The organism is Streptomyces sp. NPDC046122, from assembly GCF_056429965.1.
On the sequence record NZ_JBWKLQ010000003.1, the window covers coordinates 81,848 to 106,934 of the forward strand.

Consider the following 25,087-nt stretch of genomic DNA (forward strand, 5'->3'; position numbering starts at 1 on the left):
GGTCCCCTTTGTGGCTTGCTACGAGAGGTGCTACGGCCGGGGAATGTCGTACGGCAGCAGGTCGGGGCGTTTGGCCGGCCGCCCGTCGCCCGAGGAGCGGCCGGTGACGCGCCGCCCGATCCACGGCACCAGGTGCTCGCGCGCGAACCGCAGGTCGCTCCCGCGCCGCGCCGCCCACCCCGGTAGGACGCCCGGGGCGAGCGGAGCCTGCCAGTCCTCCTCGGCCGCGAAGCCCAGGGCCTGCCACACCGCCTCGGCGACCCGCCGGTGTCCCTCCGCCGTCAGATGCAGCCGGTCGACGTGCCACAGCCGGGGGTCGCCGAGCACCGCGGCGCCGTACAGGTCCACCACCAGGGCCCCGTGCCGCGCGGCGAGCACGTCGATGAAGTCGAACAGCATCTCCATGCGCGGGCGGAAGCGCTGCATCACCGGGCCGTTGCGGCCGGGGCTGCGCATCAGCACCAGCTGCTTGCAGGAGGGCGCCAGCTTTCCGGCCGCCTCTTCGAGGAGTCCGCACACCCTGCCCATGTCGACCTTCGGCCGGAGGGTGTCGTTCAGGCCGCCCACCAGCGTCACGACATCCGCCCGCATCGCAGCCGCGACATCCACCTGCTCGGCGACGATCTGGCCGATCAGCTTGCCGCGTACGGCTAGGTTCGCGTAATGGAAACCGGGTGTGCTCGCGGCGAGGCGTGCCGCGAGCAGATCCGCCCAGCCCCGGTACGAGCCGTCGGGCAGGCCGTCCGACATGCCTTCTGTGAACGAGTCGCCGACCGCGACGAGACTGGTGTATGTGGCATTCAGTTCCATGGCGGAGCGATCGTATCCCGGGGCCTGCGGGACCAGAAGTTCAGGGCTGCCTCTGGTCCGGCCTCCCCACGAGCTCGCGGAGCACGTCCTCCATGGTGACGAGGCCCGCCGGATTCCCGTCCTCGCCCAGTACCGCGGCCAGGTGCGTCCGGCTGCGCCGCATCGCCGTCAGCACGTCGTCGAGCGGCGTGACCGCCCGAACCCGGGCGATCGGCCGGAGCGCGGATACCGGGAACGGCACGTTGCGCGGCGCGGCGTCCAGCGCGTCCTTGACGTGCAGGTAGCCCAGGATCCGCAGGCCCTCCAGCACCGGGAAGCGGGAGAAGCCCGACTCGGCCGACAGCCGCTCCAGATCCTCCGGCGTCGTCCCCATCTGGGCGAACACCACACGCTCCACCGGCATGACCACGTCCGCGACCGGGCGCCGGCCCAGTTCCAGGGCGTCGTGCAGCCGCTCGGCCGCCCGGTCGTCGAGCAGACCGGCGTGGCCGGCGTCCGTGACCAGCCGCGCCAGTTCGTCGTCCGTGAACGTCGCGGACACCTCGCTCTTGACCTCCACGCGCAGCAGCTTGAGCAGCCCGTTGGCGAACGCGTTGATCGCGAAGATCACCGGCCGCAGCGCCCGGGTGAGCGCCACCAGCGGCGGTCCCAGCAGCAGAGCGATCCTGACCGGCTCGGCCAGTGCGACGTTCTTCGGCACCATCTCGCCGAACAGCATGTGCAGATACGTCGCCGCGGCCAGCGCGATGACGAACGAGATCGGGTGCGTCAGCCCGTCCGGCACACCGACGGCGTGGAAGAGCGGTTCCAGCAGGTGCGCGATGGCCGGTTCGGCGACCACGCCGAGCACCAGCGTGCACAGCGTGATGCCCAGTTGGGCCGCCGCGAGAAGCGCCGCCACGTGCTCGAGTCCCCACAGGACGCTGCGCGCCCGCCGGTTCCCGTCCTCCGCCTCCGGCTCGATCTGGCTGCGGCGTACGGAGATCAGGGCGAACTCCGCGCCGACGAAGAAGGCGTTGACGACCAGCGTGAGCAGACCGATGAGCAGTTGGACCGCGGTCATCGCCCGGCCTCCTCTTCCTCGGACCCGGACCCGTGACCGGACCGTGCACCGGACCCGGCCCCGGCTCCGGCTCCGCACCCATGGCCGTAACCACTCGGGCCGCCCGAACCTCCGCCGTCCTCCGAGTGGTCCGGCGGCGGCGCGTGCATCAGCACCCGCGCCGCGCGCCGCCCCGCCGCGTCCACCACGTCCAGTCGCCACCCGGCCAGTTCGATGCGGTCACCGACGACCGGAATCCGGCCCAGTTCGTGCGCGACCAGCCCGGCGAGCGTCTCGTACGGGCCTTCGTGCAGCCGCAGCCCGACCCGCTCCAGCTGGTCCGTCCGCGCCGCGCCGTCCGCCGACCACAGCTCACGCCCGTCGGCGTCCTCACCCGCCGGGGCGAGGTCCGGCGTCTCGTGCGGATCGTGCTCGTCGCGCACCTCGCCGACGACCTCCTCGACGATGTCCTCCAGCGTCACGACGCCTGCCGTGCCGCCGTACTCGTCGATGACGACGGCCATGGTCTGCTTGCCAGACAGCCGGTCGAGGAGACGGTCCACGGTCAGCGACTCCGGTACGAGCAGGGGATCGCGCAGCAGCGAGGAGACGGGATACGACGGCCTGCGCTCGGCGGGCACGGTCAGTACGTCCTTGATGTGCGCGATGCCGACGACCGAGTCGAGGCTGCCCCGGTAGACCGGGAAGCGCGACAGTCCGGTGGCGCGCGTCGCGTTCGCGACGTCCTCCGCGGTGGCCTGCACATCAAGCGCGGTGACCTGCACGCGCGGCGTCATCACGTTCTGCGCGTTCAGCTCGGCGAGGTTCAGCGTCCGTACGAACAGCTCCGCCGTGTCGGCCTCCAGCGCGCCCTCCCGCGCGGAGTGACGCGCCAGGGCGACCAGTTCCTGCGGGCTGCGGGCCGACGCCAGTTCCTCCGCCGGCTCCATGCCGAAGCGCCGTACGATCCGGTTCGCCGAGCCGTTGAGGTGGCTGATCAGCGGGCGGAAGGCAAGGCTGAAGATCCGCTGCGGGGCGGCCACGACCTTCGCCACGCCCAGCGGCGAGGAGATCGCCCAGTTCTTCGGCACCAGCTCGCCCACGACCATCAGGACGACGGTGGACAGCGCCGTACCGATGACCAGCGCCACTGACGACGAGGCCGCGGGGGACAGGCCGAGGGCCTGGAGCGGTCCGCGGATCAGCTTGCCGATGGAGGGCTCGGCGAGCATGCCGACGAGCAGGTTGGTCACGGTGATGCCGAGCTGGGCGCCGGAGAGCTGGAACGTAAGGCTGCGTACGGCCTTCAGGGCGCTCGCAGCGCCGCGCTCGCCGCGCTCCACGGCGCGTTCGAGTTCTCCGCGCTCGATCGTGGTCAGCGAGAACTCCGCCGCGACGAAGGCGCCGCAGGCGAGCGAGAGCAGCACGGCCACGGCGAGCAGAAGGACTTCGGTCATCGGTTCACCCCCGTCCCGTGGCCGGGCGGGGCGGAAAGGAACGCGCGACGTCGACTGCGGGGAGGCTCGCCCATGGGCGGACGCTCACACCTTTCAAAGGGGGCGAATGATCCGCCCATCGTAAGGGGCCGTCCGGTCGCCGCGGAGGTCCGTCCGGCCGCTCGGCCCGACCGCGTTCACTCCACGAGCGGCTTGACCCACCGCCGCCACTGCGGCTCGGGGGCGTATCCGGCGGCCCGCCACGCGTGGTGCGCCCGCTCGTTCTCCCGCAGGACCATCGCGTCGCCGCGCCGCCCGCCCAGCGCCCTGAAACGTTCCTCCGCCGCGGCGAGGAGGGCGGAGCCGATGCCGAGCCGCCGGCGGTCCGGACGCACGGCCAGGCGGTACAGATGGCAGCGCCAGCCGTCGAAGCCCGCGATCACCGTGCCGACGAGCTCGGCGTGCCCGCCGCCGTCGGCCGCCAGCTCGGCCAGGAGCAGCGCGTCGGGGTCGCGGGCGACGAGCCGCTCCACCCCCGCACGGTCGTCGCTGATGCTCGTGCCCTCGGCGGCGTCCTTCCAGAAGGCCAGCACCGCGTCGAGGTCGTCGGGCGTCGCGGCCCGTATCCGAAGATCGTCCATGCCCGGCATCACACCATCTGCCGGCCGGGGGCGTCGACCGGGTTCAGGCTCCCCTTGCCGGTGCTAGCGCTGCCGCGCTAGCTTGGCGGTGTGGCAAAGACTCAGCTGAACGTACGGGTGGACGAGTCCACCGCGGAGGCGGCGCGCCGGCGCGCCCTCCAGCGGGGGATGAGCGTGAACCGCTACATCGAGGAGCTGGTCCGGCAGGACGCCGGGGAGGTGGGCCGTACGTTCGTCGAGGCCGCGTCCGACTTCATGAAGCAGTACGAATCCGTCTTCGCGGAGGAGTTCGGCACGGAGCGCGAAGGCAAGCGTTGAGTCTGAGGATCGATCTCGCCTGGCTCCTCATGATCGCGGAACACAAGACCCCGGGCGACCCGCAGGTCGTCGACTGGGGCGCGCTCGTCGCCGCCGTGGCCCGGCACGAGGCCGAGATATTCGGCATCCCCGTCTACAGCGATCCGGCCGCCCGGGCCGCCGCGCTGCTCCAGTTGCTGCTGCACGTGCCGGCGCTGGAGCGTTCGAACGCGATGTTCGCCTCGGCCGTGGCGTACGGCTATCTCGTCGCCTGTGGGCTCAAGGTCGTGACCTCGCCCGAGCAGGTGAGGGACCTGGCGCGACTCGTGAAGGAGGGCAAGACGGACGTCCACGTGATCGCGGACGAGCTGCGGCAGTGGAGCCTTTGAGCAGGCGCACCTCCGCGCCCCGGCTCACCGGTGCGCACAGCGGCGCCCGGCTCAGCGGCAGCCTGCGCACAGCGGTGCCCCGCTGACCGCAGCGTGCGCACACCGGCGCCGGGCCGGGAGCAACACCCGGGCCGGCCGGCTTTCAGCGCCGCGAGGACAGCGACACCCGGCCGAGCGCTCAGCACCCCGGCCCGCCCGTTCTTCTTCCTCCCGGCGTGCAGCCGGCGCGGCCGGCGCAGACCCCACCGCACTCCGCCCGGACCTCAGCCCTCGGCCCGCTGCCGGTGCGCCACCCCCAGCACGCAGGGCGACGACGGCAGGCGCGGACCGTTCTCGGGCACGGAAAGCCGCCGGTACGCGCCGAGGTCGAATCCCGCCGCCGTGATGCCCGCGAGCGGGTCGCGCGCGGTGTGGCACCCGCCGAACAGGACCGGCCACACGGTCCGGTCCAGCACTCGCTGGGCCGTCACCATGGCCCGGCCCCCGCCCCGGCCGTGCTCGAAGAAGCGCAGCTCACCGCCGGGCCGCAGGACGCGCCTGATCTCGGACAGGGCGCGCGGCACGTCCCGTACGCTGCACAGCACCAGGGAGACGACCGCCGCGTCGAACGCCTCGCTCTTCACCGGCAGCGCCTCCGCCGCGCCCGGCACCACGTCCACCGGAACGCCGGATTCCAGCGCCGCCTCCACCGCCAGCCGGCGCAGGCTGCGCTCCGGTTCGACGGCCACGACTTCCGAGACGGCCGACGGGTAGTGCGCGAAGTTCAGCCCGTTGCCCGCGCCGATCTCGATGACCCGGCCCGACAGCCCGGCCAGCAGTTCGTCGCGGTACGCGGCCACCCCGCCTCTCAGATCGGCCGCCACGCTGAAGCGCGCCCAGAAGCGCGCGAAGAGCGGGTGGTGCACGGCGTCCCGGGGCACCTTGCTGCGGCGTTGGGGCATCGCGGACCCTCCTCCGGTGGGCGTACGTACCGCGATACTTACCCCGCCGGGCGGCTCACGCTTCGCACGAAGCAGAACTCGTTGCCCTCCGGGTCCAGCAGCACCTGGAAGGACCCGTGTGTGTCCTCGACGATGTGACCAATTCTTGTCGCGCCGAGACGCTCCGCCTCGGCCGTCGCGGCGCCGATGTCGCCCGCGTCGAGGTCGAGATGCAGCCGGTTCTTGGCCGCCTTCCCCTCCGGTACGCGCTGGAAGGCGACGCGGGTCCAGTCCGGCGGGTCGACGTACGACCAGTCCGGACTCCGGTCGACCGGTTCGCCCCCCAGCAGAGCGGCCCAGAAGCGGACCAGTACGGCGGGTTCCGCGCAGTCGAAGACGATTTCGTCGATACGTGCTCGCATGACGAGGACCCTACGGCCGTTACGGGGTCCAGGTCCCGCCCAGCGCCGGCGCGAGCCACGCAGGGGCGCCGCTGCGGAAGTCGGAGGGCGCGAGGGCGCCCGCGCCCTCCGGGACGGCGCCGAGCAGGGGAGCCCCGCCGGCCGCCTCGGGCAGATCGGTCACGTTGCAGCGTTCGGCGAGGCCGGGGCTGCCGGGCCAGCTGCCGATGACGACCCCGAGCATGTCGATGCCCCGGGCGCGCAGGGCCTCGGCGGTCAGCGCCGTCGAGTTGAGCGTGCCGAGGCCGGCGGGGGTGACCACGAGCACCGGTGCATCGAGGAGACGCGCGGCGTCGGCGAGGGTGGCACCGTCGTCGTCGAAGCGGACGAGGAGGCCGCCGGCGCCCTCGACGAGTACGAGGTCGTGCTTTTCGGCCAGCTCCGCCGCCGCCGCGGCGACGTCGTGCGCGCGCACGGGGGCCAGACCCGCGCGGCGGGCGGCTGTGTTCGGCGCCAGCGGCTCGGGGAACCGGGCCAGTTCGACCCCCGTGACGCCGTCGCCCGCGAGCCGCACGACCTCGGCCGCGTCCCCCGGCTCGCCCGGGGCGAGCCCGGTCTGAGCGGGCTTGAGCACGGCCACGGTACGGCCCCGGGTCCGCGCGACGGCCGCGACTGCCGCCGTCACGACGGTCTTGCCGATCTCGGTGCCGGTGCCACTGACGACGATGACGGCCATGCGGTCTCTGCTCCTGCGGTAATGGGTACGGGTTCGTGTCTGTGCGCGGGGTCTTCTCCGCCCCACCCCTGCGCGGACCGGGCGTACGTCGCCCTGGAAGAGGCGGGGCGGAGAACGACCCGGCTACGCGCCTGCCGTCGCCGCCGCCCGCACCGCCGCGCAGATGCGGCCCAGGTCGGCGTCGTCGGTGACGTACGGCGGCATCGTGTAGATCAAATCGCGGAACGGGCGCAGCCACACGCCCTCGCGGACCGCGGCCTCCGTCACCGTGACCATGGCGTTCTCGTCGAGCGGGCGCGCCAGCTGTACGACGCCGATCGCCCCCAGCACGCGTACGTCGCGAACGCCCGGCAGCTCCGCCACCTCCGCGAGACCCTCGCCCAGCCCCGCCTCGATGCGCTTGACCTCGCTCCGCCAGTCCTGGCCGAGCAGCAGCTCGATCGAGGCGCAGGCCACCGCCGACGCCAGCGGGTTGCCCATGAAGGTCGGGCCGTGGGCCAGGACCGGCAGTTCGCCGCGCGAGATCCCGTCGGCCACCTCGGAGGTGCACAGCGTCGCCGACATCGTCAGGTAGCCGCCGGTCAGCGCCTTGCCCAGGCACAGCACGTCGGGCGAGACCGACGCGTGCTCCGAGGCGAAGAGCGCCCCCGTTCGGCCGAAGCCCGTCGCGATCTCGTCGAAGATCAGCAGGACTCCGTGCTCGTCGCACGCCTCACGCAGCACCCGCAGGTACGCGGGGGAGTGGAACCGCATCCCGCCCGCGCCCTGCACCACCGGTTCCACGATGACGGCGGCCAGTTCGTCCGCGTGGCGGGCGATCAGCGCGCGCAGATGACCGGCGTACGCCTCGTCGTACTCCGCCGGCGGCGCGTCCGCGAAGATCTGGCGCGGCAGCAGTCCCTGCCACAGCTCGTGCATGCCGCCCTGGGGGTCGCACACCGCCATCGGCTGCCACGTGTCCCCGTGGTAGCCGCCGCGCCAGGTCAGCAGTCGCTGCTTGCCCGGCCGGCCCACCGACCGCCAGTACTGGAGGCACATCTTGACCGCGACCTCGACCGACACCGAACCGGAGTCGGCCAGGAACACGTGCCGCAGCGGCTCGGGCGTGATCTCCACCAGCTTCGCGGCCAGGCGCACGGCCGGCTCGTGCGTGAGCCCGCCGAACATCACATGGCTCATCCGGTCGAGCTGGCCGCGCGCCGCCTCGTTGAGGACGGGGTGGTTGTAGCCGTGGACCGCCGACCACCAGGACGACATGCCGTCGATCAACTCGTCCTGCCCGTGGGCCGGCCGGGCCAGGCGCAGCCGTACCCCGGACGCGGACTCCACCAGCAGCGGCTCCGCACGGCCCGGCATCGGCCCGTACGGATGCCAGACGTGCTCCCGGTCGAGCCGGAGCAGCTCGGCCGGGGACAGCGGCTCAGGCATTGGGTGCGAGGTCCGTTCCGGCGCCCCGCCGGCGCACGGACACCAGGTCCGTACGGGCGGCCGGGATCTCCAGGGCCTCCGCCGCGGCCGGCTCACCGCACACCGAGGCGCAGCCGCCACCGCTGTGCTCCTCGTTGTGCTCGCCGCACGCGGAGGCGCAGCCGCCACCGCCGCGGTGCTCCGGAAGCGTCGTCGTCTCCGCCCCCTCCACCTCGAAGCCGGCGTCCGCGATCATCTCCAGGTCCGCCTGGCCGGCCTGGCCCTCACTGGTCAGGTAGTCGCCGAGGAAGATCGAGTTGACCAGGTGCAGCGCTAGCGGCTGCATGGTCCGCAGGTGCACCTCGCGCCCGCCCGCGAGCCGTACCTCCACGTCCGGGCAGACGAACCGCACCATCGCCAGGATGCGCAGCGCCCGCTGCGGCGTCAGGTTCCACTCCTTGGCGAGCGGCGTCCCCTCGAACGGGATCAGGAAGTTCACCGGCACGGAGTCGGGGTCGAGTTCGCGGAGCGCGAAGACCACGTCCACGAGGTCCGCGTCGCTCTCGCCCATGCCCGCGATGAGGCCCGAGCACGCGGACATGCCCGCCGCCTGCGCCTGCTGGACCGTCTCCACACGGTCGGCGTAGGTGTGGGTGCTGGTGATCGCCCCGTACGTCGCCTCGGAGGTGTTCAGGTTGTGGTTGTACGCGTCGGCGCCGGCCGCCCGCAGCCGCTCGGCCTGGCCGTCCGACAGCAGCCCGAGGCAGGCGCAGACCTCGACGTCCTCGTTCTGGTCCTTGATCGCCTCGATCGTCTTCGAGACGCGGTCGACGTCCTTGTCCGTCGGTCCGCGCCCGCTCGCGACCAGGCAGACCCGCTTCGCCCCGCCCGCGACGCCGGCGGCCGCCGCCTTGGACGCCTCGTCAGGCTTGAGCCAGGTGTACTTCAGGATCTCGGCCTTCGAGCCGAGCCGCTGCGAGCAGTACGAACAGTCCTCCGGGCACAGGCCGGACTTGAGGTTGACCAGATAGTTGAGTTTCACCCGCCGTCCGAACCACTGGCGGCGTACCTTTCCGGCCGCGGCCACCACATCGAGCAGCTCGTCGTCGGAGGTCGCCAGCACGGCGAGCGCTTCTTCGCGGGTCGGCAGCTCGCGCCGCAGCCCCTTCTCCACCAGCGTGTTCAGCAGGTCCATGGTGCCGATCCTGGCCTACGGCACCGCCTGCGGCCAAGGAGGAACCGCACAAGAGCGGCCTTGCGAGGTGTGGGTATTGCCACACCCTGCCCTCGCCCGGGCCCGGCTAGTGTCTGTGGGCTGCCTACAAAAGGGACTCTTCCATGCCCCAGGGACCGTTCGACTGGATCGACGAGCAGGCGGCGGTACGCGCGAAGGCCGGGCTCGTCAGGACCCTGCGCCCGCGCCCCGCCGAGTCCGCCCTGCTGGACCTCGCGAGCAACGACTACCTCGGGCTGACGCACCGGCCGGAGGTCACCGCCGCCGCTGCGGAGGCGGCCCGCCGCTGGGGCGCTGGGGCCACCGGATCGCGCCTGGTCACGGGCAGCACCGAACTGCATGCCGAACTTGAGCGGGAATTGGCTGATTTCTGCGGCTTCGAGGCCGCCCTCGTCCTCTCTTCCGGTTACGCCGCGAACCTCGCCGCACTCACGGCCCTCAGCGGCCACGGCTCCCTCATCGTCTCGGACGCGCTCAACCACGCCTCGATCGTCGACGGCTGCCGGCTCGCGCGCGCCACCACCGCCGTCGTGCCGCACGCGGACCCCGACGCCGTGCGCAAGGCGCTCGACGCGCACGGCGGCCGCGCTCTCGCCGTCACCGACTCGGTCTTCTCGGTGGACGGCGACGCGGCGCCCCTTCCCGCGCTCGCCGCCGCCTGCCGTGCGCACGGCGCGGCGCTGCTCGTCGACGACGCCCACGGCCTCGGCGTCCTCGGCGCGGGCGGCACGGGAGCGCCGGCCGCGGCGGGCCTGGCGGGCGCGGACGGCGTCGTCGCCACGCTCACCCTGTCCAAGTCGCTCGGCAGCCAGGGCGGAGCGGTGCTCGGCCCGGCCGGGGTCATTGACCACCTGGTCAACACGGCCCGTACGTTCATCTTCGACACAGGTCTCGCACCGGCCGCCGCGGGCGCCGCACTGGCGAGCGTCCGACTGCTGCGCGGCGAACCGGAACTGGCCGCGCGGGCCCGTACGGTCGCCGCGTCGCTGCACCGGGGACTGACGGACGCGGGACTGTCCGCGGTACGCCCCGACGCGGCCGTGGTGTCGGTCCTGGCGCCGTCGCCCGAAGAGGCGGTGCGGTGGGCGGCCGACTGCCGGGCGGCCGGCCTGGTCGTGGGCTGCTTCCGCCCGCCGTCGGTGCCGGACGGGATCTCCCGGCTCCGGCTCACCGCACGCGCGGACCTGACGGACGCGCAGGTCGAGACGGCGGTGGCCACGGTCGTGCGGACCGCTCCCGCCGCCGCCTTCTGACGGCCGGCCGCTCTACGGCCGACTCCCCTCCCCGAGCGCCTCGTCGCGTACGGCGCAGAGGAACGACGTCCACGTGTCCGCCGTGAAGAGCAGGGCGGGCCGTGCGACGTGCTTGGAATCGCGCACGGCCAACAGGCCCTCGTCGAGGCGGGCCGTCTCGACGCAGTTGTTCATCCCGGTGCTGCGGCTGCTGCGCCGCCACCGGGCTCCGCGCAGGGACGTGCTGGACGGGACGTGCGCGAGGGGTCCGGACATGGTGCCTCCCTACCGGGCATCACCGATACGGGCGATGAGAGCGGATGATTCCTCGGGTGAAAGGGCCTGTGCCTGAAGCGCGGTGAACGCGGCGTCATACGCCGTGAGGTCTTCTTTCCGTTCGAGATAGAGGCTACTCGTCAAGTGGTCGATAACGACCACATCCAGATCAGCCATGTTCGGAAAGGAGAAGATAATGAAAGAGCCCGTGAGCCCAACGTGCGCTCCGGACTCGTACGGCAGGACCTGCAGTCGGACGTGCGGCAGTTCCCCCGCCTCCAGCAGCCGCCGTAACTGCTGCTTCATGACGTGCCGGCCGCCCACCGGCCGGCGCAGCGCCGCCTCGTCCAGCACCGCGCTCAGCTCCAGCGGTCGCGCGGCGCCCAACACCTCCTGCCGGGCCGTCCGCACCTCGACCAGCGAATCCACCGTCGCCGCCGGCAGTCCCGCCAGCGCCGCCCGGGTCACCTCCCGCGCGTAGTCCGGCGTCTGGAGCAGCCCCGGCACCACCGCGGTCTCCAACGTGCGTGCCGAACTCGCCTGCGACTCCAGACTGATGAGGTCGCGGTACTGGGGCGGCAGCAGTCCGCGGTACGCGTGCCACCAGTGCTTCCCGCCCGCGTCGGCCGACGGGCCCGTCAACGCGTCGACCAGTTCCCGCAGCCGGGGGTCCGTCACTCCGTACACGTCGAGCAGCCGGGTCACGTCGGACGGCTTCACCGTGCTGCGCCCGGTCTCGATCCTGCTCACCTTCGACTGGTGCCACCCGACCAGGCGGGCGGCCTGGGGACTGGTGAGCCCCGCCTTGTCGCGCAGTCTGCGCAGTTCCTCTCCGAGCTTGCGCCGACGCACCGCGGGACTGTGCCGCATGTCCGCCTCCTCCCATTCCTCCCAACGGGCCAGGATGCGCCGCTGGAAGCACGCATGGGGGGTCACATGCCAGATTTCACCGCTTCGAGCGACAGATATATGCACATCTCGGGGGATCACGCCCTGGTGCGACACCGTGAGTGGCACTCTGGCGCGAAGCACAGTCCGAGGCCGTCCTCGAAGTTCATCCGCTACGAGTCGGAGTCCGGCCCCGGTGGGAAAGGGACGCGTCGCCATGGCAGACCACCAGGAAGCATCCGTCACTCTGCCGAGCGAGCCAGCCTCGGTCTCCGCCGCGAGGAGATACGTCGCGCAGATTCTCGGCGAGTGGGGCATGACGCCGGGATCCGACGCCGCCGAAACCGTACGGCTGATCGTTTCGGAGCTGGCCACCAACGCCGTGCAGCACACCTTCGGTCAGTCGCCGACCTTCACCGTCGACGTACGACTCGACCGGTACGAGCACCTGCGCATCGGCGTGACCGACAGCCACCCCCGCTGGCCGAGGCGGCTCCCCGCGGCCGTCCAGCAGGACAACGGGCGCGGCATAGTGATCATCCGGTCCCTCACCGCCGAGTGCGGGGGGCGGGTATCGGTCCAGCCCACCCGGGAGGGTGGCAAGACCGTGTGGATCGAGCTGCCGTGGACCGTGCCCGTGCAGCAGCCCGTCAGCCCGTAGCGGCGGACTTGCCATCCGGGAGCCGTCCCGACGAAGACAGCCCCGACGCCCTTCCGGAACGGCCGCCTCGACGCCCCGGCGACCGCCCCGGCGGTTTCCGGCACGGGCCCGCAGGCCCGCCCGTCGGACGAGCCCCCGCTGCTCCGCGCTCCGTTCCCCACAGAACTCGTTGCCTTCGGGCCGGCCATGACGACCCGGCCCAGGCCGTCCTCGGCGCGCCGGTCGCTGACGATGCGCGCGCCGAGGGCGGTGAGCCGCTCCACCTCGGCATCCCGAGTGCCGTGCGGCTGGATGTCGAGGTGGACGCGGTTCCTCACGGTCTTGTCCTCCGGCACCCGGACGAACAGCGGTCCAGGTGCGCCGGGTTGGCCCGTTCGATCAGCACCTCGTCGTCGCCGGGAGCCGATTCCTCAACGGTGGACCGACAGTCGGCCCGGGAACGTCAGCGCACCCGGCCGTACAAGACGCTCTTCGACCAGATCTTCTCCAGCTTGACCACGGAGCCGGACTTGGGGGAGTGCCAGATCTTGCCCTTCCCCGCGTAGATGCCCACGTGGTAGACGCTCCGCCCCGAGTGGAAGAAGACCAGGTCTCCGCGCTTGCGGCTCGAGGCGGAGATGTGGCGGGTCTTGTTGTACTGGGACTGGGCGGTGCGCGGCAGCTTCTTGCCGGCCTTCTTGTACGAATAGAGCGTCAGCCCGGAGCAGTCGAAGCGGCTCGGACCCGCCGCCCCGTACTTGTACGGAGCGCCCTTCTTCGACGCGGCGACATCGAGCGCCTTCGTCAGGTGCGATGCGGCGTGTGCCTCGGGGACGGCCCCCGGCGCCAGCATCGTGCCGCCGATCGCGGCGAGGGTGAGAGCCGAAGCGGCTCCCGCCCGGGACAGCACGGACGGAAAATTTTTGTGCGCGGTCATGCGCAACCCTTCGTCAGCCGCCTGTGAAGGATGACCTGTCGGGTTCGGACAGGCGAAGATGCCCGGCCACGTGATGCGGCTTCACCCCGAGGGACGACCGTCTCCGGTCACCCCGTACTGCTTGGGTCCTCCACTCCTGCCGATGCACTCCTGTCGACCAGTCATCCGGGACAGCGGCAGGACTCGGCGTCCGCCCGGACCGCCCCGCCGCGGTGGCGGGGGCTTGTCGTCCCAGGGATCTTGACTCATGAACCACCGAATTTCCGAGCCGAAACGGCGTTTTGTGAGGCTCCTCACCGATGACCCGTTCGGGTGGACAGGGAGATTCGCGCCGAGCGGCGCGGGTGCCCGGCGACCCTCGTACCAGCGGCGGAGCGTGTCATTCCGCCCGACGCGTAGGCGTGTCGCGCAAGTTGGGGCGTACCGCTGATCGGGTATTTCCTACCCCGTTCGGATGAGCCTTTCTCGTACGCCAATGGGGTAGGCGGTCGGGCGTGCCTCAACTCGCCGGTACCGGCGGGAGGGTGACGCGGCCTGCCCGCCGCTCTCCGTCGAGCAACCGCAGGGCCCGCGTGAGCGTGCCGGCGTGCAGGTGGCTCTCGCCTCGCTCGTGCATCAGGGCGAGGGCCTCGCGCAGGCCGGCGGCCTGTCCGGCGAGAGCCTGCGCGGCCCGCAGGGCGCCGTAGGTGTCCGGGCCGTGCGCCGGGTTGATACGGCCCATCAGATCGAGGATCTCCAGGTAGCGGTCGACGAACTCGCACTCGGCGCGCGTCAGCGCGGGCAGCGGCGGCAGCTCGGGCGGCAGCATGCCGGGGTTCACCGCGGCGCCGAGAAGGCGAGGGAGGACTTGCGGCTCGGTACGACGTGGTCCACCAAGCCGTACGCCAGCGCCGCTTCGGCCGTGAACACCGTGTCGCGCTCGATGTCCTCGTCGACGCGCTCGGTGCTCTGGCCGGTGTGCCGCGCGAGGAGTCCGGTGAGCAGCTCCCGCATGCGCGCCAGCTCCCGCGCCTCGATCTCCAGGTCGGAGGGCTGGCCGAAGACCGGCTCGTCGATGGAGGGCTGGCTGAGCAGGACCCGGGCGCCCGGCAGGGCGAGGCGCTTGCCGGGGGTGCCGGCCGCGAGCAGCAGGGCGGCGGAGGAGGCGGCCTGGCCCAGGCAGATCGTCTCGACGTCGCAGGCGACGAACTGGATCGTGTCGTAGATCGCGGACATCGCGGTGTGCGATCCGCCGGGCGAGTTGATGTAGAGCGAGACGTCCCGGTCGGGCGCGGCGTGTTCGAGGTGCATGAACTGCGCCATCACGTCGTTGGCCGCCGTGTCGTCGACGGCCGTACCCAGGAAGACGATCCGCTCGTCGAGCAGCTTGGAATACGGATCGACCGTGCGGCTGCCCGTGCTGGTGCGCTCGGTGAACTCGGGCAGGACGTAGCGGGCGGTGTGGATGTGCCGGTGCATGGCGGGGCCTCCGAGTGTCCGTTAAAAAATGTACAGGACGTACAGCTCGTACTATGGGGAGCATGGCCTACGAGATTCCGGTGACGCAAGCCCGGGCAGAGCTGGCGGACCTGATCAACCGCGTCGTCTACGGCGGCGAGCGCGTGGTCGTGACCCGGCACGGCAAGCCGCTGGTCGCGCTGGTTTCCGCCGCTGACCTGGCACGACTGGAGGGGGAGGCGGAGGCCGCCGACGAGCCGGTGATCAGTTCCGTCTCCCGGATCGGCTCGGCCGCGTCCGCTCCCGGCGAACGGCGCCGCTTCGGCATCGCCGCCGAGCACCGGGGCGAATCCCCCGAGAGCTGACGAGCGGACCGGGCGCCCCTGCGCGTATACGGCCCGGCCCCGTCCCAGGGGTGCGGGTGGGCCCGCGCGGGTGAATGTCCATGGCCGCGCAAAGGGCCAGTTAACGCGTTGGAAAAACTTGCGCTCTAACGTGCAATGCCTGGCCGCGCGGTCAGAAAACGCAGGTCAACAGAGTGTTGAAGTTGGATATGGTCCCGCTGCGCCCGAGGTGGACGTAGCGGTTCCGCATTCGACCTCGCCTCGCTGACGCGTTGGATCCGCCTGCCCCCGTCCGGGTGGCCGGGCGGCAGGACTGGAGGTAGCACGCGTGCAACTGACCCCGCACGAGCAGGAACGACTGCTCATCCATGTGGCGGCGGACGTGGCGGAGAAGCGCCGCGCGCGCGGCGTGAAGCTCAACCACCCCGAGTCGATCGCCCTCATCACCTCGCACATCCTCGAAGGCGCCCGCGACGGCCGCAGCGTCGCCGAACTCATGTCGTCGGGCCGCCGGGTGCTCACCCGCGACGACGTCATGGAGGGCATCCCCGAGATGATCCACGACGTGCAGGTCGAGGCGACCTTCCCGGACGGCACCAAGCTCGTCACCGTCCACGAACCGATCGCCTGACGGGGAGACGCGGCCGATGATCCCCGGAGAGATCCTGTACGCCGACGACCCCGTCGCCCTGAACACGGGCCTCGCCGTCACCCGCCTCACTGTCCTGAACGCGGCCGACCGGCCGGTCCAGGTCGGCTCCCACTACCACTTCGCCGAGGCCAATCCGGGTCTCGACTTCGACCGCGCCGCCGCCCGCGGCCTGCGGCTGAACATCGCCGCGGGCACCGCCGTGCGCTTCGAGCCCGGCATCCCCGTCGACGTCGAACTCGTCCCCGTCGGCGGGCGGCGCGTCGTCGCCGGCCTGCGCGGGGAGACCGGAGGTGCCCTCGATGCCTGAGCTCCGGCGTCCCGTGTACGCCGACCTGTTCGGCCCCACCACCGGCGACCGCATCCGGCTCGCCGACACGAACCTGCTGATCGAGATCGAGGAGGATCGCTGCGGCGGGCCCGGACGCGCCGGCGACGAGGCGGTGTTCGGCGGCGGCAAGGTCATCCGCGAGTCTATGGGCCAGGCCCGTACGACCCGGGCCGAGGGTGCGCCCGACACCGTCGTCACCGGCGCCGTGATCCTCGACCACTGGGGCGTCGTCAAGGCCGACGTCGGCCTGCGGGAGGGGCGGATCACCGGCATCGGCAAGGCCGGCAACCCGGACACCATGGACGGCGTACACCCCGACCTCGTCATCGGCCCCGAGACCGAGATCATCGCCGGCAACGGGAAGATCCTCACGGCCGGCACCATCGACGCGCACGTCCACTTCATCTCGCCGACCGTCGTCGACCAGGCCCTCTCCTCGGGGATCACCACGCTCGTCGGCGGCGGCACCGGACCCGCCGAGGGCACGAAGGCCACCACGGTCACGCCCGGCGGCTGGCACCTGGCCCGGATGTTCGAGGCCCTGGAGCACTACCCGGTCAACATCGGCCTGCTGGGCAAGGGCAACACGATGTCACGCGAGGCGATGCACGCCCAACTGCGTGGCGGCGCGCTCGGTTTCAAAATCCACGAGGACTGGGGGGCCACCCCCGCCGTCATCGACGCCTGTCTCGGCGTGTGCGAGGAGACCGGCGCGCAGCTGGCCATCCACACCGACACGCTGAACGAGGCCGGATTCGTCGGGGACACCCTCGCCGCCATCGCCGGCCGCACCATCCACGCGTACCACACCGAGGGAGCCGGGGGAGGGCACGCTCCGGACATCATCACGGTCGTCTCCGAGCCGCACGTGCTGCCCAGCTCCACCAACCCGACCCGGCCGCACACCGTCAACACCATCGAGGAACATCTCGACATGCTGATGGTCTGCCACCACCTCAACCCGGCCGTGCCGGAGGACCTCGCCTTCGCGGAGTCCCGCATCCGGCCTTCCACCATCGCGGCCGAGGACATCCTGCACGACCTCGGCGCCATCTCGATCATCTCCTCCGACTCGCAGGCGATGGGCCGCGTCGGCGAGGTCGCGCTGCGCACCTGGCAGACCGCGCACGTGATGAAGCGGCGCCGGGGCTCCCTGCCGGGCGACGGGCGCGCCGACAACCACCGCGCACGTCGCTATGTCGCCAAGTACACGATCAACCCGGCCGTCGCGCAGGGCCTCGACCGCGAGATCGGCTCCGTGGAGAGCGGGAAGCTGGCCGACCTCGTGCTGTGGGACCCGGCCTTCTTCGGCGTCAAGCCGCAGCTCGTCATCAAGGGCGGCCAGATCGCGTACGCGCAGATGGGCGATGCCAACGCCTCCATCCCCACCCCGCAGCCGGTGCTGCCCCGGCCGATGTTCGGCGCGCTCGGCAGGGCGCCCGCCGCGAACTCGTTCAACTTCGTGGCCCCGGCCGCGATCGAGGACGGGCTGCCCGAACGCCTCGGTCTCGGCAAGCGGTTCGTCCCGATCGGGAACACCCGCCGCGTCACCAAAGCCGACATGCGCGAGAACGACGCCCTCCCGCGCGTCGAGGTCGACCCCGACACCTTCACGGTGACGATCGACGGCGACGCGGTGGAACCCGCGCCCGCCGCCGAACTGCCGATGGCCCAGCGTTACTTCCTCTTCTGACCATGGAGACCTCCACGCACGGTACGCACCCGGGGGCGGCGCGGGCCGCCCTCCTCGTCCTCGCGGACGGGCGGTTCCCCGCCGGCGGCCACGCCCACTCCGGGGGCGCCGAGGCCGCGGTCAAGGCGGGCCGGATCCGCGACGCCGCGGACCTGGCCGCCTTCTGCCGGGGCCGGCTGCACACCACCGGACTGACCTCGGCGGCGCTCGCCGCCGCGGCGGCCGCGGGTGTGGACCCGCTCGCACTGGACGAGGCCGCCGACGCCCGCACGCCGTCCCCCGCCCTGCGGGCGACGGCGCGCAAGCTCGGCCGGCAGCTGATGCGCGCCGCCCGCGCCACCTGGCCGTGCGACGCGCTCGACACGCTCGCCGCCGCGTGCCCGCGCGGCGCGCACCAGCCCGTCGTCCTCGGCGTCACCGCCCGTGCGGCGGGTCTCGCACCCGGCGACGCCGCACACTGCGCCGCGTACGAGGCCGTCGGCGGACCCGCCACCGCCGTCGTACGGCTCCTCGGCCTCGACCCCTTCGAGGCCACCGCCGTCCTCGCGCGCCTCGCTCCCGAACTCGACCAGGTCGCGCGGCGTGCGGCCCATGCCGCCGACCGGGCCCTGACCGAAGGCGCCGGCACACTTCCCGCGGCGTCCGCGCCGCTGCTCGACATCACGGCGGAGGCGCACGCGGCCTGGCCCGTACGCCTCTTCGCCTCGTAACACCGCCTAGGAGCCGCACATCATGCACCTCGACCACAGTCACGACAGGGCCAAGGCCGTCGGCGCCGACGCGTCCCGCCCCGACGGCACCCGGCGCGCCCTGCGCATCGGGCTCGGCGGACCGGTCGGCTCGGGCAAGACCGCGACAGTGGCGGCCCTGTGCCGCGCGCTGCGCGAAGAGCTGTCCATCGCCGTCGTCACCAACGACATCTACACGCGCGAGGACGCCGAGTTCCTGCTGCGCAACGCCGTTCTGCCGCCCGAGCGCATCCAGGCCGTCGAGACGGGGGCCTGTCCGCACACCGCCATCCGCGACGACATCTCCGCCAACCTCGAAGCGGTGGAGGACCTGGAGGACGCGGTCGGCCCGCTCGACCTCATCCTGGTCGAGTCGGGCGGCGACAACCTCACCGCCACCTTCTCCAAGGGGCTCGTCGACGCGCAGGTCTTCGTCATCGACGTGGCGGGCGGCGACGACATCCCGCGCAAGGGCGGTCCGGGCGTCACGACGGCCGACCTGCTGGTCGTCAACAAGACCGACCTCGCCCCGTACGTCGGCTCCGACCTCGGCCGCATGGCGCGCGACGCCGCGGCGCAGCGCGGCGAACTCCCCGTCGCCTTCACCTCGCTGACCTCCGGCGACGGGGTGAAGCCGGTGGCCGACTGGGTCCGCGCGCGGCTCGCCGCCTGGTCCGCGTGACCACCGCGGCGCCGGCGGGCATCGCGGCGACGGCCAGGATCACCGCTGTGCCCGACGGCCTCGGCGGCACCCGGCTGCCCCTGCTGGAGAGCGACGGCCCGCTGGCCCTGCGCCGTACGCGCGGCACGGGCGGCTCGGCCCGGGTCACCGTCGTCGGCGCGATGAGCGCGCCGCTGGGCGGGGACCGGCTGGCCGTCGAGGCCGACGTGCGCGACGGGGCCGCCCTCGCCGTGGACTCGGCGGCGGCCACGGTGGCCCTGCCCGGCCGCGGCGGCGGGCACGCCCGTTACGACGTGCGACTCACGGCCGGAGCGGGCGCGCGCCTGCGCTGGCTGCCGGAGCCGCTGGTCTCGGCGCGCGGCAGCGACCTGCGCATGACCACCCGCGTGGAGCTCGCCGCCTCGGCCCGCCTGGTGCTGCGCGAGGAGCAGGTCCTCGGCCGGTACGGCGAGGAGCCCGGCACGCTCACAACCCGTCTCACCGTCCACCGGGCCGGCCGCCCGCTGCTGGACCAGGAACTGGCGTACGGTCGGGGGGCGCCCGGCGGGTGGGACGGGGGAGCCGTGCTGGGCGGATTCCGGGCCGTCGGCCAACTCCTCGTCGTGGAACCGGATTTCGAGCACCATCCGCCCGAAACGACCCTTCTGGGTGACAACGCGGTGCTGACGCCGCTCGCCGGACCCGCCGTGCTGGTCACGGCGGTGGCGACCGACGCCTTGAGGCTGCGACGCGTACTGGAACGGGCACTTCAGACATTTGGGTGACGGCCAAGTGCACCGCTCAGCGGGACACGGGTCTCCGGTTATGGGATTGGTAAAGAAACGCCAGTACAGCCTGTTGCCCGGGACCCTTCAGACGACAGGATTCGCCCGTACACGTACGGACCCATGACCACAGTCGTCACGTACGCCACAACACTCACAGGGGGAGGCACCACTTGAGACGTACAGCAGCGCTCGGCTCCGCCGGCACTCTCATAGCGGGCACCTTGATGGCCGGCGCGATAGCCGCGCCGGCCGCCGGCGCCGAGGGCCGCAGCACCAGCAGCGTCAGCACGTCCGAGGCCCGCGGCGTTCAGATCGCCGCCCAGCGTGCCGCGAAGGCGGGCGTCGACTGGCGCGACTGCCCGGCCGACTGGGGCTTCGACAAGCCCATCCAGTGCGGCTGGGTCACCGTCCCGGTCGACTACGCCAAGCCCAACGGCCGCAAGATCAAGATCGCCGTCGACCGCGTCGGCAACACCGGCTCCGCGCAGGACCGCCAGGGCGCGCTCCTCTACAACCCCGGCGGCCCCGGCGGCTCGGGCATGAGGTTCCCGACCCGGGTCACCAAGAAGAACCCGATCTACACGAAGCTGGCCAAGGCGTACGACTTCGTGGGCTTCGACCCCCGCGGCGTCGGGCACTCCTCGCCCATCTCGTGCGTCGACCCGCAGGAGTTCGTCAAGGCGCCGAAGCTCGACCCGGTGCCCGACAGCGAGGCCGACAAGCGGGCCCAGCGCAAACTCGCCGCCGAGTACGCGGACGGCTGCCAGGAGCGCAGCGGCTGGCTGCTGCCGCACATGACCACCCCGAACACCGCACGCGACCTGGACGTCGTCCGCGCCGCGCTCGGTGAGCGGAAGCTGAACTTCCTCGGCGTCTCGTACGGCACCTACCTCGGCGCGGTCTACGGAACGCTGTTCCCGGGCCACGTCCGCCGCATGGTCGTCGACAGCGTGGTCAACCCGTCGAAGGAGAAGATCTGGTACCAGGCCAACCTGGACCAGGACGTCGCCTTCCAAATGCGCTGGGACGACTGGAAGCAGTGGGTGGCCGAGAATGACGCCGCCTACCACCTCGGGGACACCCCCGAGGAGGTCGAGCGGCAGTGGCTGAAGCTGCGCGCCACCGCCAAGAAGAGCCCCATCGGCGGCGTCGTCGGCCCCGCCGAGCTCATCGGCTTCTTCCAGAGCGCGCCGTACTACGACTCCGCCTGGGCGCACACCGCAGAGGTCTGGAGCAAGTACGTCGCGGGTGACACGCAGGCCCTCGTCGACGAGATCGCGCCGGACCTGTCGGACACCGCGGGCAACGCGGCGTCCGAGAACGGCAACGCCGTCTACACCGCCGTCGAGTGCGCCGACGCCAAGTGGCCCACCAGCTGGAAGACGTGGGACCGGGACAACACCAGGCTGCACAAGGACCACCCGTTCATGACGTGGGCCAACGCCTGGATGAACCTGCCCTGCGCCACGTGGTCGTCGAAGCAGCAGACCCCGCTGAACGTCAAGTCCGGCAAGGGGCTGCCGCCGGTCCTGATCGTGCAGGCCGAGCGCGACGCCGCCACGCCGTACGAGGGCGCCGTCGAGCTGCACAAGCGCTTCAAGGGCTCGCGCCTGATCACCGAGAAGGGCGCCGGCTCGCACGGCGTCACCGGGATCGCCAACCCGTGCGTCAATGACCGGGTCGACACCTACCTGCTCACCGGGAAGACCGACAGCCGCGACGTGACGTGCGCCCCGCACGCCACACCGAAGCCGTGACGGTACGTCCCGCCTGATCGGGTGGACGGGGGCGGCCGGAGTTCCGGCCGCCCCTTGCACCGCCCCCTCCGCTTCCCGCCCCCGCCCGTCAGCCGCCGGCCAGCCAGGCGTCCTCCGCCGCGTAGTCGAACGGGCCGCCTGCCGGGCCGTAGCGCTGCGCCAGCTTGGGGAACGCCTCCCGCCAGTCCCGGCCGCGCAGCGCGTCCGTCAGCCATTCCACGGTCGCGGGCAGCGACTCGGCGTACCGCGTCACCGGCGTGTATCCCAGCTCGCGCTCGGCGGCCGACATGTCGTAGACGACGGGGTGTGCGCCGCTCCACGGCGTTTCCCCGATCTCCGGGGCGGGCGGCGCCCCCTCCACGAGCACCAGCTCACTCCGCACGCCCATGACCGCGTCGATCGCCGCACTGATCTCCAGGACGGTGGGCGCGTCGGGGTCGCCGCCGTTGAGCACCCGTGCTCCCGGCCGCGCCGCCGCCAGCCGGATAAGCTCACCGAGGTTCGACACGTGCACGGGGTGGAACCGGCTGCGCCCGCCGTGCGCCAGGATCCGCACCTTCCGCCCGTCCAGCACGCGCTTGACGAAATGGATCTCGCGCGGCGTCCGGCAGTACGGTCCGTGCACCGCGCCCGCCCGCAGCACGGTCGTCGGCAGCCGGTCGGCGGCCGCCAGCAGGCGCCGTTCGATCGCGGCCTTCCTGGTCCCGTACGTCGTGTCGCCCGGCGCCACGGTGGCCAGGCTCTCCGGGATCGGCACGGGGTAGCGGGGGAACCCGTCGGGCTGCCCCTGGGTGTCGAAACTGCGCCCCCTGTCGTCCTCGTACACGGCGCCGCTGGAGATGACGACCGCGGAACCGATCCGGTCCGCGAGCCCCGTCAGCTGCGCCGCGTGGCGCTCCTCCATCGCGACCATGTCCACCAGCACGTCGCAGCCGTCGCCGAGGGCGGCGGCCAGCGCGGCGTCGTCGTCCCGGTCGAGCGCCACGGTCCGCACGTCCGGCGGCCACGTCGCGTCGCGGCCGCCGCCCCGCGACGCCGCCGTCACCTCCCACCCGTCCTCGGCGAGCGCCCGTACGGCCGCCCGCCCGATCTGTCCCGCTGCTCCGATGACGAACGCGTTTCCCTTGGTCATGCCAGGGACGTTAGGCGCGCGGCGACGGCCGGGGGGCCATGGTTCGCCGTCCGCTGATCCGCCGTCAGCGCAGGAGCCTCGGGAACTTCTTCGCCTGCTCCGCCTTGACCTCGGCGGCGTACCGGTCGACGTACTCCTGCCCGGAGAGTTCGAGGATGGCGTACATGATCTCGTCGGTGACCGCGCGGAGCGCCGCCTTCTCGTTCTCCAAGCCGGCGTAGCGGGAGAAGTCCAGCGGCTCGCCGAAGCGGATGGCGACGCGCTTGATGCGCGGCACGACCTGGCCCGGCGGCTGGATCTCGAACGTGCCGACCATCGCGCACGGGATCACGGGCACTCCCGCCTGGAGCGCCATCGCGGCCACCCCGACCTTGCCCTTGTAGAGGCGGCCGTCGTGCGAGCGGGTGCCCTCCGGGTAGATCCCCAGAAGCTCGCCCTTGCTCAGTACGCCGAGCCCCTCGCGGATCGCCGCCTTCCCCGCCTCCTTGCCCGACCGGTCCACCGGGATCTGGCCGGCGCTGCGGAAGAACGCGGCGGTCAGCCGGCCCTTGAGGCCCGGGCCCGTGAAGTACTCGGCCTTGGCGAGGAAGGTGATGCGCCGCTTGATGATCGCCGGCATCAGGAAGTGGTCGGAGAACGACAGGTGGTTGCCCGCCACGATCGCGGCGCCCTCGTCGGGGATGTGCTCGAGCCCTGCGATCCTGGGCCGGAACAGCAGTCTCAGCAGTGGCCCGAGAAGGACGTACTTGAGCACGTAGTAGAACACGGGGCGGCTCCTAGTTCTGCCGGATCGGCTCCAGGGCTCGGGCCAGTGCTGACCCCCTACGACTTTACTGACTTGGCATCAGGCACGGCACCGGGCGTCCGGTCCGGGGCGCTGGTTAGGATGCGGTATGAGTCAGCAGGCGTGGTGGACGGCACGGCCCCTCGGGGTGCGGTTGTACGCGCTGCTCGTGCCGGCCCTGCTGGCGGGCCTGATCGCCATGCACGGGCTGGGGCCCGCCGTCCCGCCGGAGCGGCCCTTCGCCGCGGCGGACGTCCGCCACGCCGCCCCGTCGCACCCGGGCTCCGGCGAGAGCCCGGCCCGCGCAGCCCACGCGGCTCCCGCCGCTCACGGCGGCGGCGCCTCCCACGCGCCCCATGGCCAGGGACCGTCCGACGCGGTCCAGGACCACGACTGCGTCCACGCCGCGCACGGCGAGGGCGGCGCCGGCGGACACCTCGAGCACGCCGACTCCACCTGCGCCGCCGTCGGCACGAGCGGAGCGCCCGCACTGCCCGCGCCCGCCCCGGCCGACATCACCGCCGGTACGGCCGCGGACGGTGCGGCGGTACCCGCCGTGGCGCCGCCGGGCGAGCGGGCCCCGCCCTCACTGAGCGAACTGCAACTCCTGCGCATATAGGCCGCCCCGGCGCAGCGACCGGCGACAGCCTCCGGTCGCGACGCCGCCCGCAGCCATGCCTCAATCCATGCGCACCCCAGGAGCAGCACCACCATGACCGCACACCGTTCCGCGATCCGCCGCGCCGCCGCAGTGGCGGCAGCGGCCACCGCCGGCGTCGTACTCGCCGCCTGCGGCGGGGGAGACCACACGTCCTCCGGCCACACCGGCCACGACAAGAGCGCCTCACCGACGCCGTCGGCCTCCGCCCCCGCAGCGCGGGGCGAGCGGAACGCCGCCGACGTCACGTTCGCGAAGGGGATGATCCCGCACCACCGGCAGGCCGTGGACATGGCCCGGCTGGCGTCCCGGGCGGGATCCGCCGAGGTCAAGAAGCTGGCCGCGGAGATCGAGAAGGCTCAGGAGCCGGAGATCCGGACGCTGTCCGGCTGGCTCACCGCCTGGGGCGAGGAGGTCCCCGAAGAGGGCGCCGACGACGAGCACGCCGGGCACTCGGCGGCCGGAATGATGACGGCCGAGCAGTTGGACGAGTTGGAGAAGTCCTCCGGCGAGGCGTTCGACACCGCGTTCCTCACCATGATGGTCGAGCACCACGAAGGGGCGGTCGCGATGGCACAGACCGAGCGGTCCGACGGCGCCCACCAGCCGGCCAAGGAGATGGCCGGTGACATCGTGACGTCTCAGAGCGCCGAGATCGCACGCATGAAGAAGCTGCTCGGCGAGAACTGACCGCAGGGGCACCGGAGCGGGGGGGGGGGGGGGCCCCCCCCCCCCCCCCGTTTGGTCCCCCCCCGCCACCCCCCAAGGGTTAGCGTTTGACACGGGGCCGGGGTGACCGGGGGGACCTGCCCCCCCGGCAGGAAACACACAACCGTATC

At 72.4% G+C, this 25,087-nt stretch carries 30 protein-coding genes and 1 pseudogene; 14 read left to right on the top strand and 17 right to left on the bottom strand.

The window, feature by feature from the left end:
* Window positions 1-30 precede the first annotated feature (30 nt).
* The 4 genes from AC07FK_RS09645 to AC07FK_RS09660 all read right to left on the bottom strand — a co-directional run bounded on the left by AC07FK_RS09645 (window position 31) and on the right by AC07FK_RS09660 (window position 3,929).
* Entirely contained in the window at window positions 31-810 is a 780-nt protein-coding gene (locus AC07FK_RS09645; protein WP_479104092.1) for an SGNH/GDSL hydrolase family protein, read from the bottom strand.
* Window positions 811-850: 40 nt separating this feature from the next.
* A complete protein-coding gene (locus AC07FK_RS09650) occupies window positions 851-1,873 on the bottom strand; it encodes a hemolysin family protein (protein WP_479104094.1) in 1,023 nt (340 codons plus the stop codon).
* Window positions 1,870-3,309 carry a hemolysin family protein gene (locus tag AC07FK_RS09655; protein ID WP_479104095.1) on the bottom strand — a complete coding sequence of 480 codons (1,440 nt, stop codon included), beginning with the start codon at window positions 3,307-3,309 and terminating at the stop codon, window positions 1,870-1,872. Before AC07FK_RS09655 ends, AC07FK_RS09650 begins: the two co-directional genes overlap by 4 nt.
* A 176-nt stretch (window positions 3,310-3,485) precedes the next feature.
* The gene (locus AC07FK_RS09660) at window positions 3,486-3,929 is read right to left on the bottom strand and encodes a GNAT family N-acetyltransferase (RefSeq protein WP_479104096.1); all 444 of its coding nucleotides are present in this window, start codon (window positions 3,927-3,929) and stop codon (window positions 3,486-3,488) included.
* 90 nt (window positions 3,930-4,019) lie between these two features.
* Between AC07FK_RS09660 and AC07FK_RS09665 the strand changes: the two genes are divergently transcribed.
* Complete coding sequence (locus AC07FK_RS09665; protein WP_479104098.1) at window positions 4,020-4,247, top strand: antitoxin; 228 nt, start codon at window positions 4,020-4,022, stop codon at window positions 4,245-4,247.
* Window positions 4,244-4,615 (top strand): fic family toxin-antitoxin system, toxin component, encoded by a 372-nt coding sequence (locus tag AC07FK_RS09670; protein WP_479104099.1) that lies wholly within the window; start codon window positions 4,244-4,246, stop codon window positions 4,613-4,615. Before AC07FK_RS09665 ends, AC07FK_RS09670 begins: the two co-directional genes overlap by 4 nt.
* 263 nt (window positions 4,616-4,878) lie before the next feature.
* Here AC07FK_RS09670 and AC07FK_RS09675 read toward each other — a convergent pair whose 3' ends face one another.
* The 5 genes from AC07FK_RS09675 to bioB all read right to left on the bottom strand — a co-directional run bounded on the left by AC07FK_RS09675 (window position 4,879) and on the right by bioB (window position 9,274).
* Window positions 4,879-5,556: a class I SAM-dependent methyltransferase gene (locus tag AC07FK_RS09675; protein ID WP_479104100.1), complete on the bottom strand. Its 678-nt coding sequence runs from the start codon at window positions 5,554-5,556 to the stop codon at window positions 4,879-4,881.
* A 38-nt stretch (window positions 5,557-5,594) separates the two neighbouring features.
* Complete coding sequence (locus AC07FK_RS09680; protein ID WP_479104102.1) at window positions 5,595-5,957, bottom strand: VOC family protein; 363 nt, start codon at window positions 5,955-5,957, stop codon at window positions 5,595-5,597.
* A gap of 19 nt (window positions 5,958-5,976) precedes the next feature.
* Window positions 5,977-6,672, bottom strand: a complete 696-nt coding sequence (gene bioD / locus AC07FK_RS09685; RefSeq protein ID WP_479104104.1) for a dethiobiotin synthase — start codon at window positions 6,670-6,672, stop codon at window positions 5,977-5,979.
* A 123-nt stretch (window positions 6,673-6,795) separates the two neighbouring features.
* Window positions 6,796-8,100, bottom strand: coding sequence for an adenosylmethionine--8-amino-7-oxononanoate transaminase (locus AC07FK_RS09690; RefSeq protein ID WP_479104105.1), 1,305 nt, complete (start codon window positions 8,098-8,100; stop codon window positions 6,796-6,798).
* Window positions 8,093-9,274, bottom strand: a complete 1,182-nt coding sequence (gene bioB, locus AC07FK_RS09695) for a biotin synthase BioB (protein ID WP_479104107.1) — start codon at window positions 9,272-9,274, stop codon at window positions 8,093-8,095. The genes AC07FK_RS09690 and bioB overlap by 8 nt, the downstream gene beginning before the upstream one ends.
* 143 nt (window positions 9,275-9,417) lie before the next feature.
* On the opposite strand from bioB, the gene AC07FK_RS09700 reads away from it, so the two are divergent.
* On the top strand, window positions 9,418-10,566 hold the full coding sequence (locus AC07FK_RS09700; protein WP_479104109.1) for an 8-amino-7-oxononanoate synthase: 1,149 nt from the start codon (window positions 9,418-9,420) through the stop codon (window positions 10,564-10,566).
* Window positions 10,567-10,578: 12 nt separating this feature from the next.
* On the opposite strand, the gene AC07FK_RS09705 is transcribed toward AC07FK_RS09700, so the two are convergent.
* Both AC07FK_RS09705 and AC07FK_RS09710 read right to left on the bottom strand, forming a co-directional pair.
* Window positions 10,579-10,821 (bottom strand): DUF397 domain-containing protein, encoded by a 243-nt coding sequence (locus AC07FK_RS09705; protein ID WP_479104111.1) that lies wholly within the window; start codon window positions 10,819-10,821, stop codon window positions 10,579-10,581.
* Between the two features lie 9 nt (window positions 10,822-10,830).
* Window positions 10,831-11,691, bottom strand: coding sequence for a helix-turn-helix domain-containing protein (locus tag AC07FK_RS09710; protein ID WP_479104113.1), 861 nt, complete (start codon window positions 11,689-11,691; stop codon window positions 10,831-10,833).
* A 235-nt stretch (window positions 11,692-11,926) separates the two neighbouring features.
* Here AC07FK_RS09710 and AC07FK_RS09715 point away from each other — a divergent pair, with 235 nt between their 5' ends.
* Window positions 11,927-12,370: an ATP-binding protein gene (locus AC07FK_RS09715; RefSeq protein ID WP_479104114.1), complete on the top strand. Its 444-nt coding sequence runs from the start codon at window positions 11,927-11,929 to the stop codon at window positions 12,368-12,370.
* 233 nt (window positions 12,371-12,603) lie between these two features.
* On the opposite strand, the pseudogene AC07FK_RS09720 reads toward AC07FK_RS09715, so the two are convergent.
* The 4 genes and pseudogenes from AC07FK_RS09720 to AC07FK_RS09735 form a co-directional block, all read right to left on the bottom strand.
* A pseudogene (locus AC07FK_RS09720) lies at window positions 12,604-12,705 on the bottom strand (VOC family protein); the annotation flags it as partial.
* Between the two features lie 107 nt (window positions 12,706-12,812).
* Entirely contained in the window at window positions 12,813-13,286 is a 474-nt protein-coding gene (locus tag AC07FK_RS09725) for a C40 family peptidase (RefSeq protein ID WP_479104116.1), read from the bottom strand.
* A 499-nt stretch (window positions 13,287-13,785) separates the two neighbouring features.
* Window positions 13,786-14,094 carry a hypothetical protein gene (locus AC07FK_RS09730; RefSeq protein ID WP_479104118.1) on the bottom strand — a complete coding sequence of 103 codons (309 nt, stop codon included), beginning with the start codon at window positions 14,092-14,094 and terminating at the stop codon, window positions 13,786-13,788.
* 8 nt (window positions 14,095-14,102) lie between these two features.
* Complete coding sequence (locus tag AC07FK_RS09735; RefSeq protein ID WP_479104120.1) at window positions 14,103-14,744, bottom strand: ATP-dependent Clp protease proteolytic subunit; 642 nt, start codon at window positions 14,742-14,744, stop codon at window positions 14,103-14,105.
* Between the two features lie 62 nt (window positions 14,745-14,806).
* Between AC07FK_RS09735 and AC07FK_RS09740 the strand changes: the two genes are divergently transcribed.
* The 8 genes from AC07FK_RS09740 (at window position 14,807) to AC07FK_RS09775 (ending at window position 21,674) form a co-directional block, all read left to right on the top strand.
* Complete coding sequence (locus tag AC07FK_RS09740) at window positions 14,807-15,088, top strand: type II toxin-antitoxin system Phd/YefM family antitoxin (protein ID WP_479104122.1); 282 nt, start codon at window positions 14,807-14,809, stop codon at window positions 15,086-15,088.
* A 307-nt stretch (window positions 15,089-15,395) separates the two neighbouring features.
* Entirely contained in the window at window positions 15,396-15,698 is a 303-nt protein-coding gene (locus AC07FK_RS09745) for an urease subunit gamma (RefSeq protein WP_479104124.1), read from the top strand.
* A gap of 16 nt (window positions 15,699-15,714) precedes the next feature.
* Window positions 15,715-16,026, top strand: a complete 312-nt coding sequence (locus AC07FK_RS09750; protein WP_479104125.1) for an urease subunit beta — start codon at window positions 15,715-15,717, stop codon at window positions 16,024-16,026.
* A complete protein-coding gene (locus AC07FK_RS09755; protein ID WP_479104126.1) occupies window positions 16,019-17,740 on the top strand; it encodes an urease subunit alpha in 1,722 nt (573 codons plus the stop codon). Before AC07FK_RS09750 ends, AC07FK_RS09755 begins: the two co-directional genes overlap by 8 nt.
* 2 nt (window positions 17,741-17,742) lie before the next feature.
* Window positions 17,743-18,450 (top strand): urease accessory protein UreF, encoded by a 708-nt coding sequence (locus tag AC07FK_RS09760; protein WP_479104128.1) that lies wholly within the window; start codon window positions 17,743-17,745, stop codon window positions 18,448-18,450.
* A 22-nt stretch (window positions 18,451-18,472) separates the two neighbouring features.
* Entirely contained in the window at window positions 18,473-19,150 is a 678-nt protein-coding gene (ureG, locus tag AC07FK_RS09765; protein ID WP_479104129.1) for an urease accessory protein UreG, read from the top strand.
* Window positions 19,147-19,914 carry an urease accessory protein UreD gene (locus AC07FK_RS09770; RefSeq protein ID WP_479104131.1) on the top strand — a complete coding sequence of 256 codons (768 nt, stop codon included), beginning with the start codon at window positions 19,147-19,149 and terminating at the stop codon, window positions 19,912-19,914. The genes ureG and AC07FK_RS09770 overlap by 4 nt, the downstream gene beginning before the upstream one ends.
* Before the next feature lie 227 nt (window positions 19,915-20,141).
* Window positions 20,142-21,674, top strand: a complete 1,533-nt coding sequence (locus AC07FK_RS09775) for an alpha/beta hydrolase (protein ID WP_479104943.1) — start codon at window positions 20,142-20,144, stop codon at window positions 21,672-21,674.
* Between the two features lie 88 nt (window positions 21,675-21,762).
* Here AC07FK_RS09775 and AC07FK_RS09780 read toward each other — a convergent pair whose 3' ends face one another.
* Together AC07FK_RS09780 and AC07FK_RS09785 are read right to left on the bottom strand one after the other, a co-directional pair.
* Window positions 21,763-22,806 (bottom strand): NAD-dependent epimerase/dehydratase family protein, encoded by a 1,044-nt coding sequence (locus AC07FK_RS09780; RefSeq protein ID WP_479104132.1) that lies wholly within the window; start codon window positions 22,804-22,806, stop codon window positions 21,763-21,765.
* Window positions 22,807-22,870: 64 nt separating this feature from the next.
* Complete coding sequence (locus AC07FK_RS09785; protein ID WP_479104134.1) at window positions 22,871-23,572, bottom strand: lysophospholipid acyltransferase family protein; 702 nt, start codon at window positions 23,570-23,572, stop codon at window positions 22,871-22,873.
* A gap of 127 nt (window positions 23,573-23,699) precedes the next feature.
* On the opposite strand from AC07FK_RS09785, the gene AC07FK_RS09790 reads away from it, so the two are divergent.
* Window positions 23,700-24,209: a DUF6153 family protein gene (locus AC07FK_RS09790; protein ID WP_479104136.1), complete on the top strand. Its 510-nt coding sequence runs from the start codon at window positions 23,700-23,702 to the stop codon at window positions 24,207-24,209.
* A gap of 93 nt (window positions 24,210-24,302) precedes the next feature.
* The gene (locus AC07FK_RS09795) at window positions 24,303-24,938 is read left to right on the top strand and encodes a DUF305 domain-containing protein (RefSeq protein ID WP_479104138.1); all 636 of its coding nucleotides are present in this window, start codon (window positions 24,303-24,305) and stop codon (window positions 24,936-24,938) included.
* The last annotated feature ends 149 nt before the right edge of the window (window positions 24,939-25,087 follow it).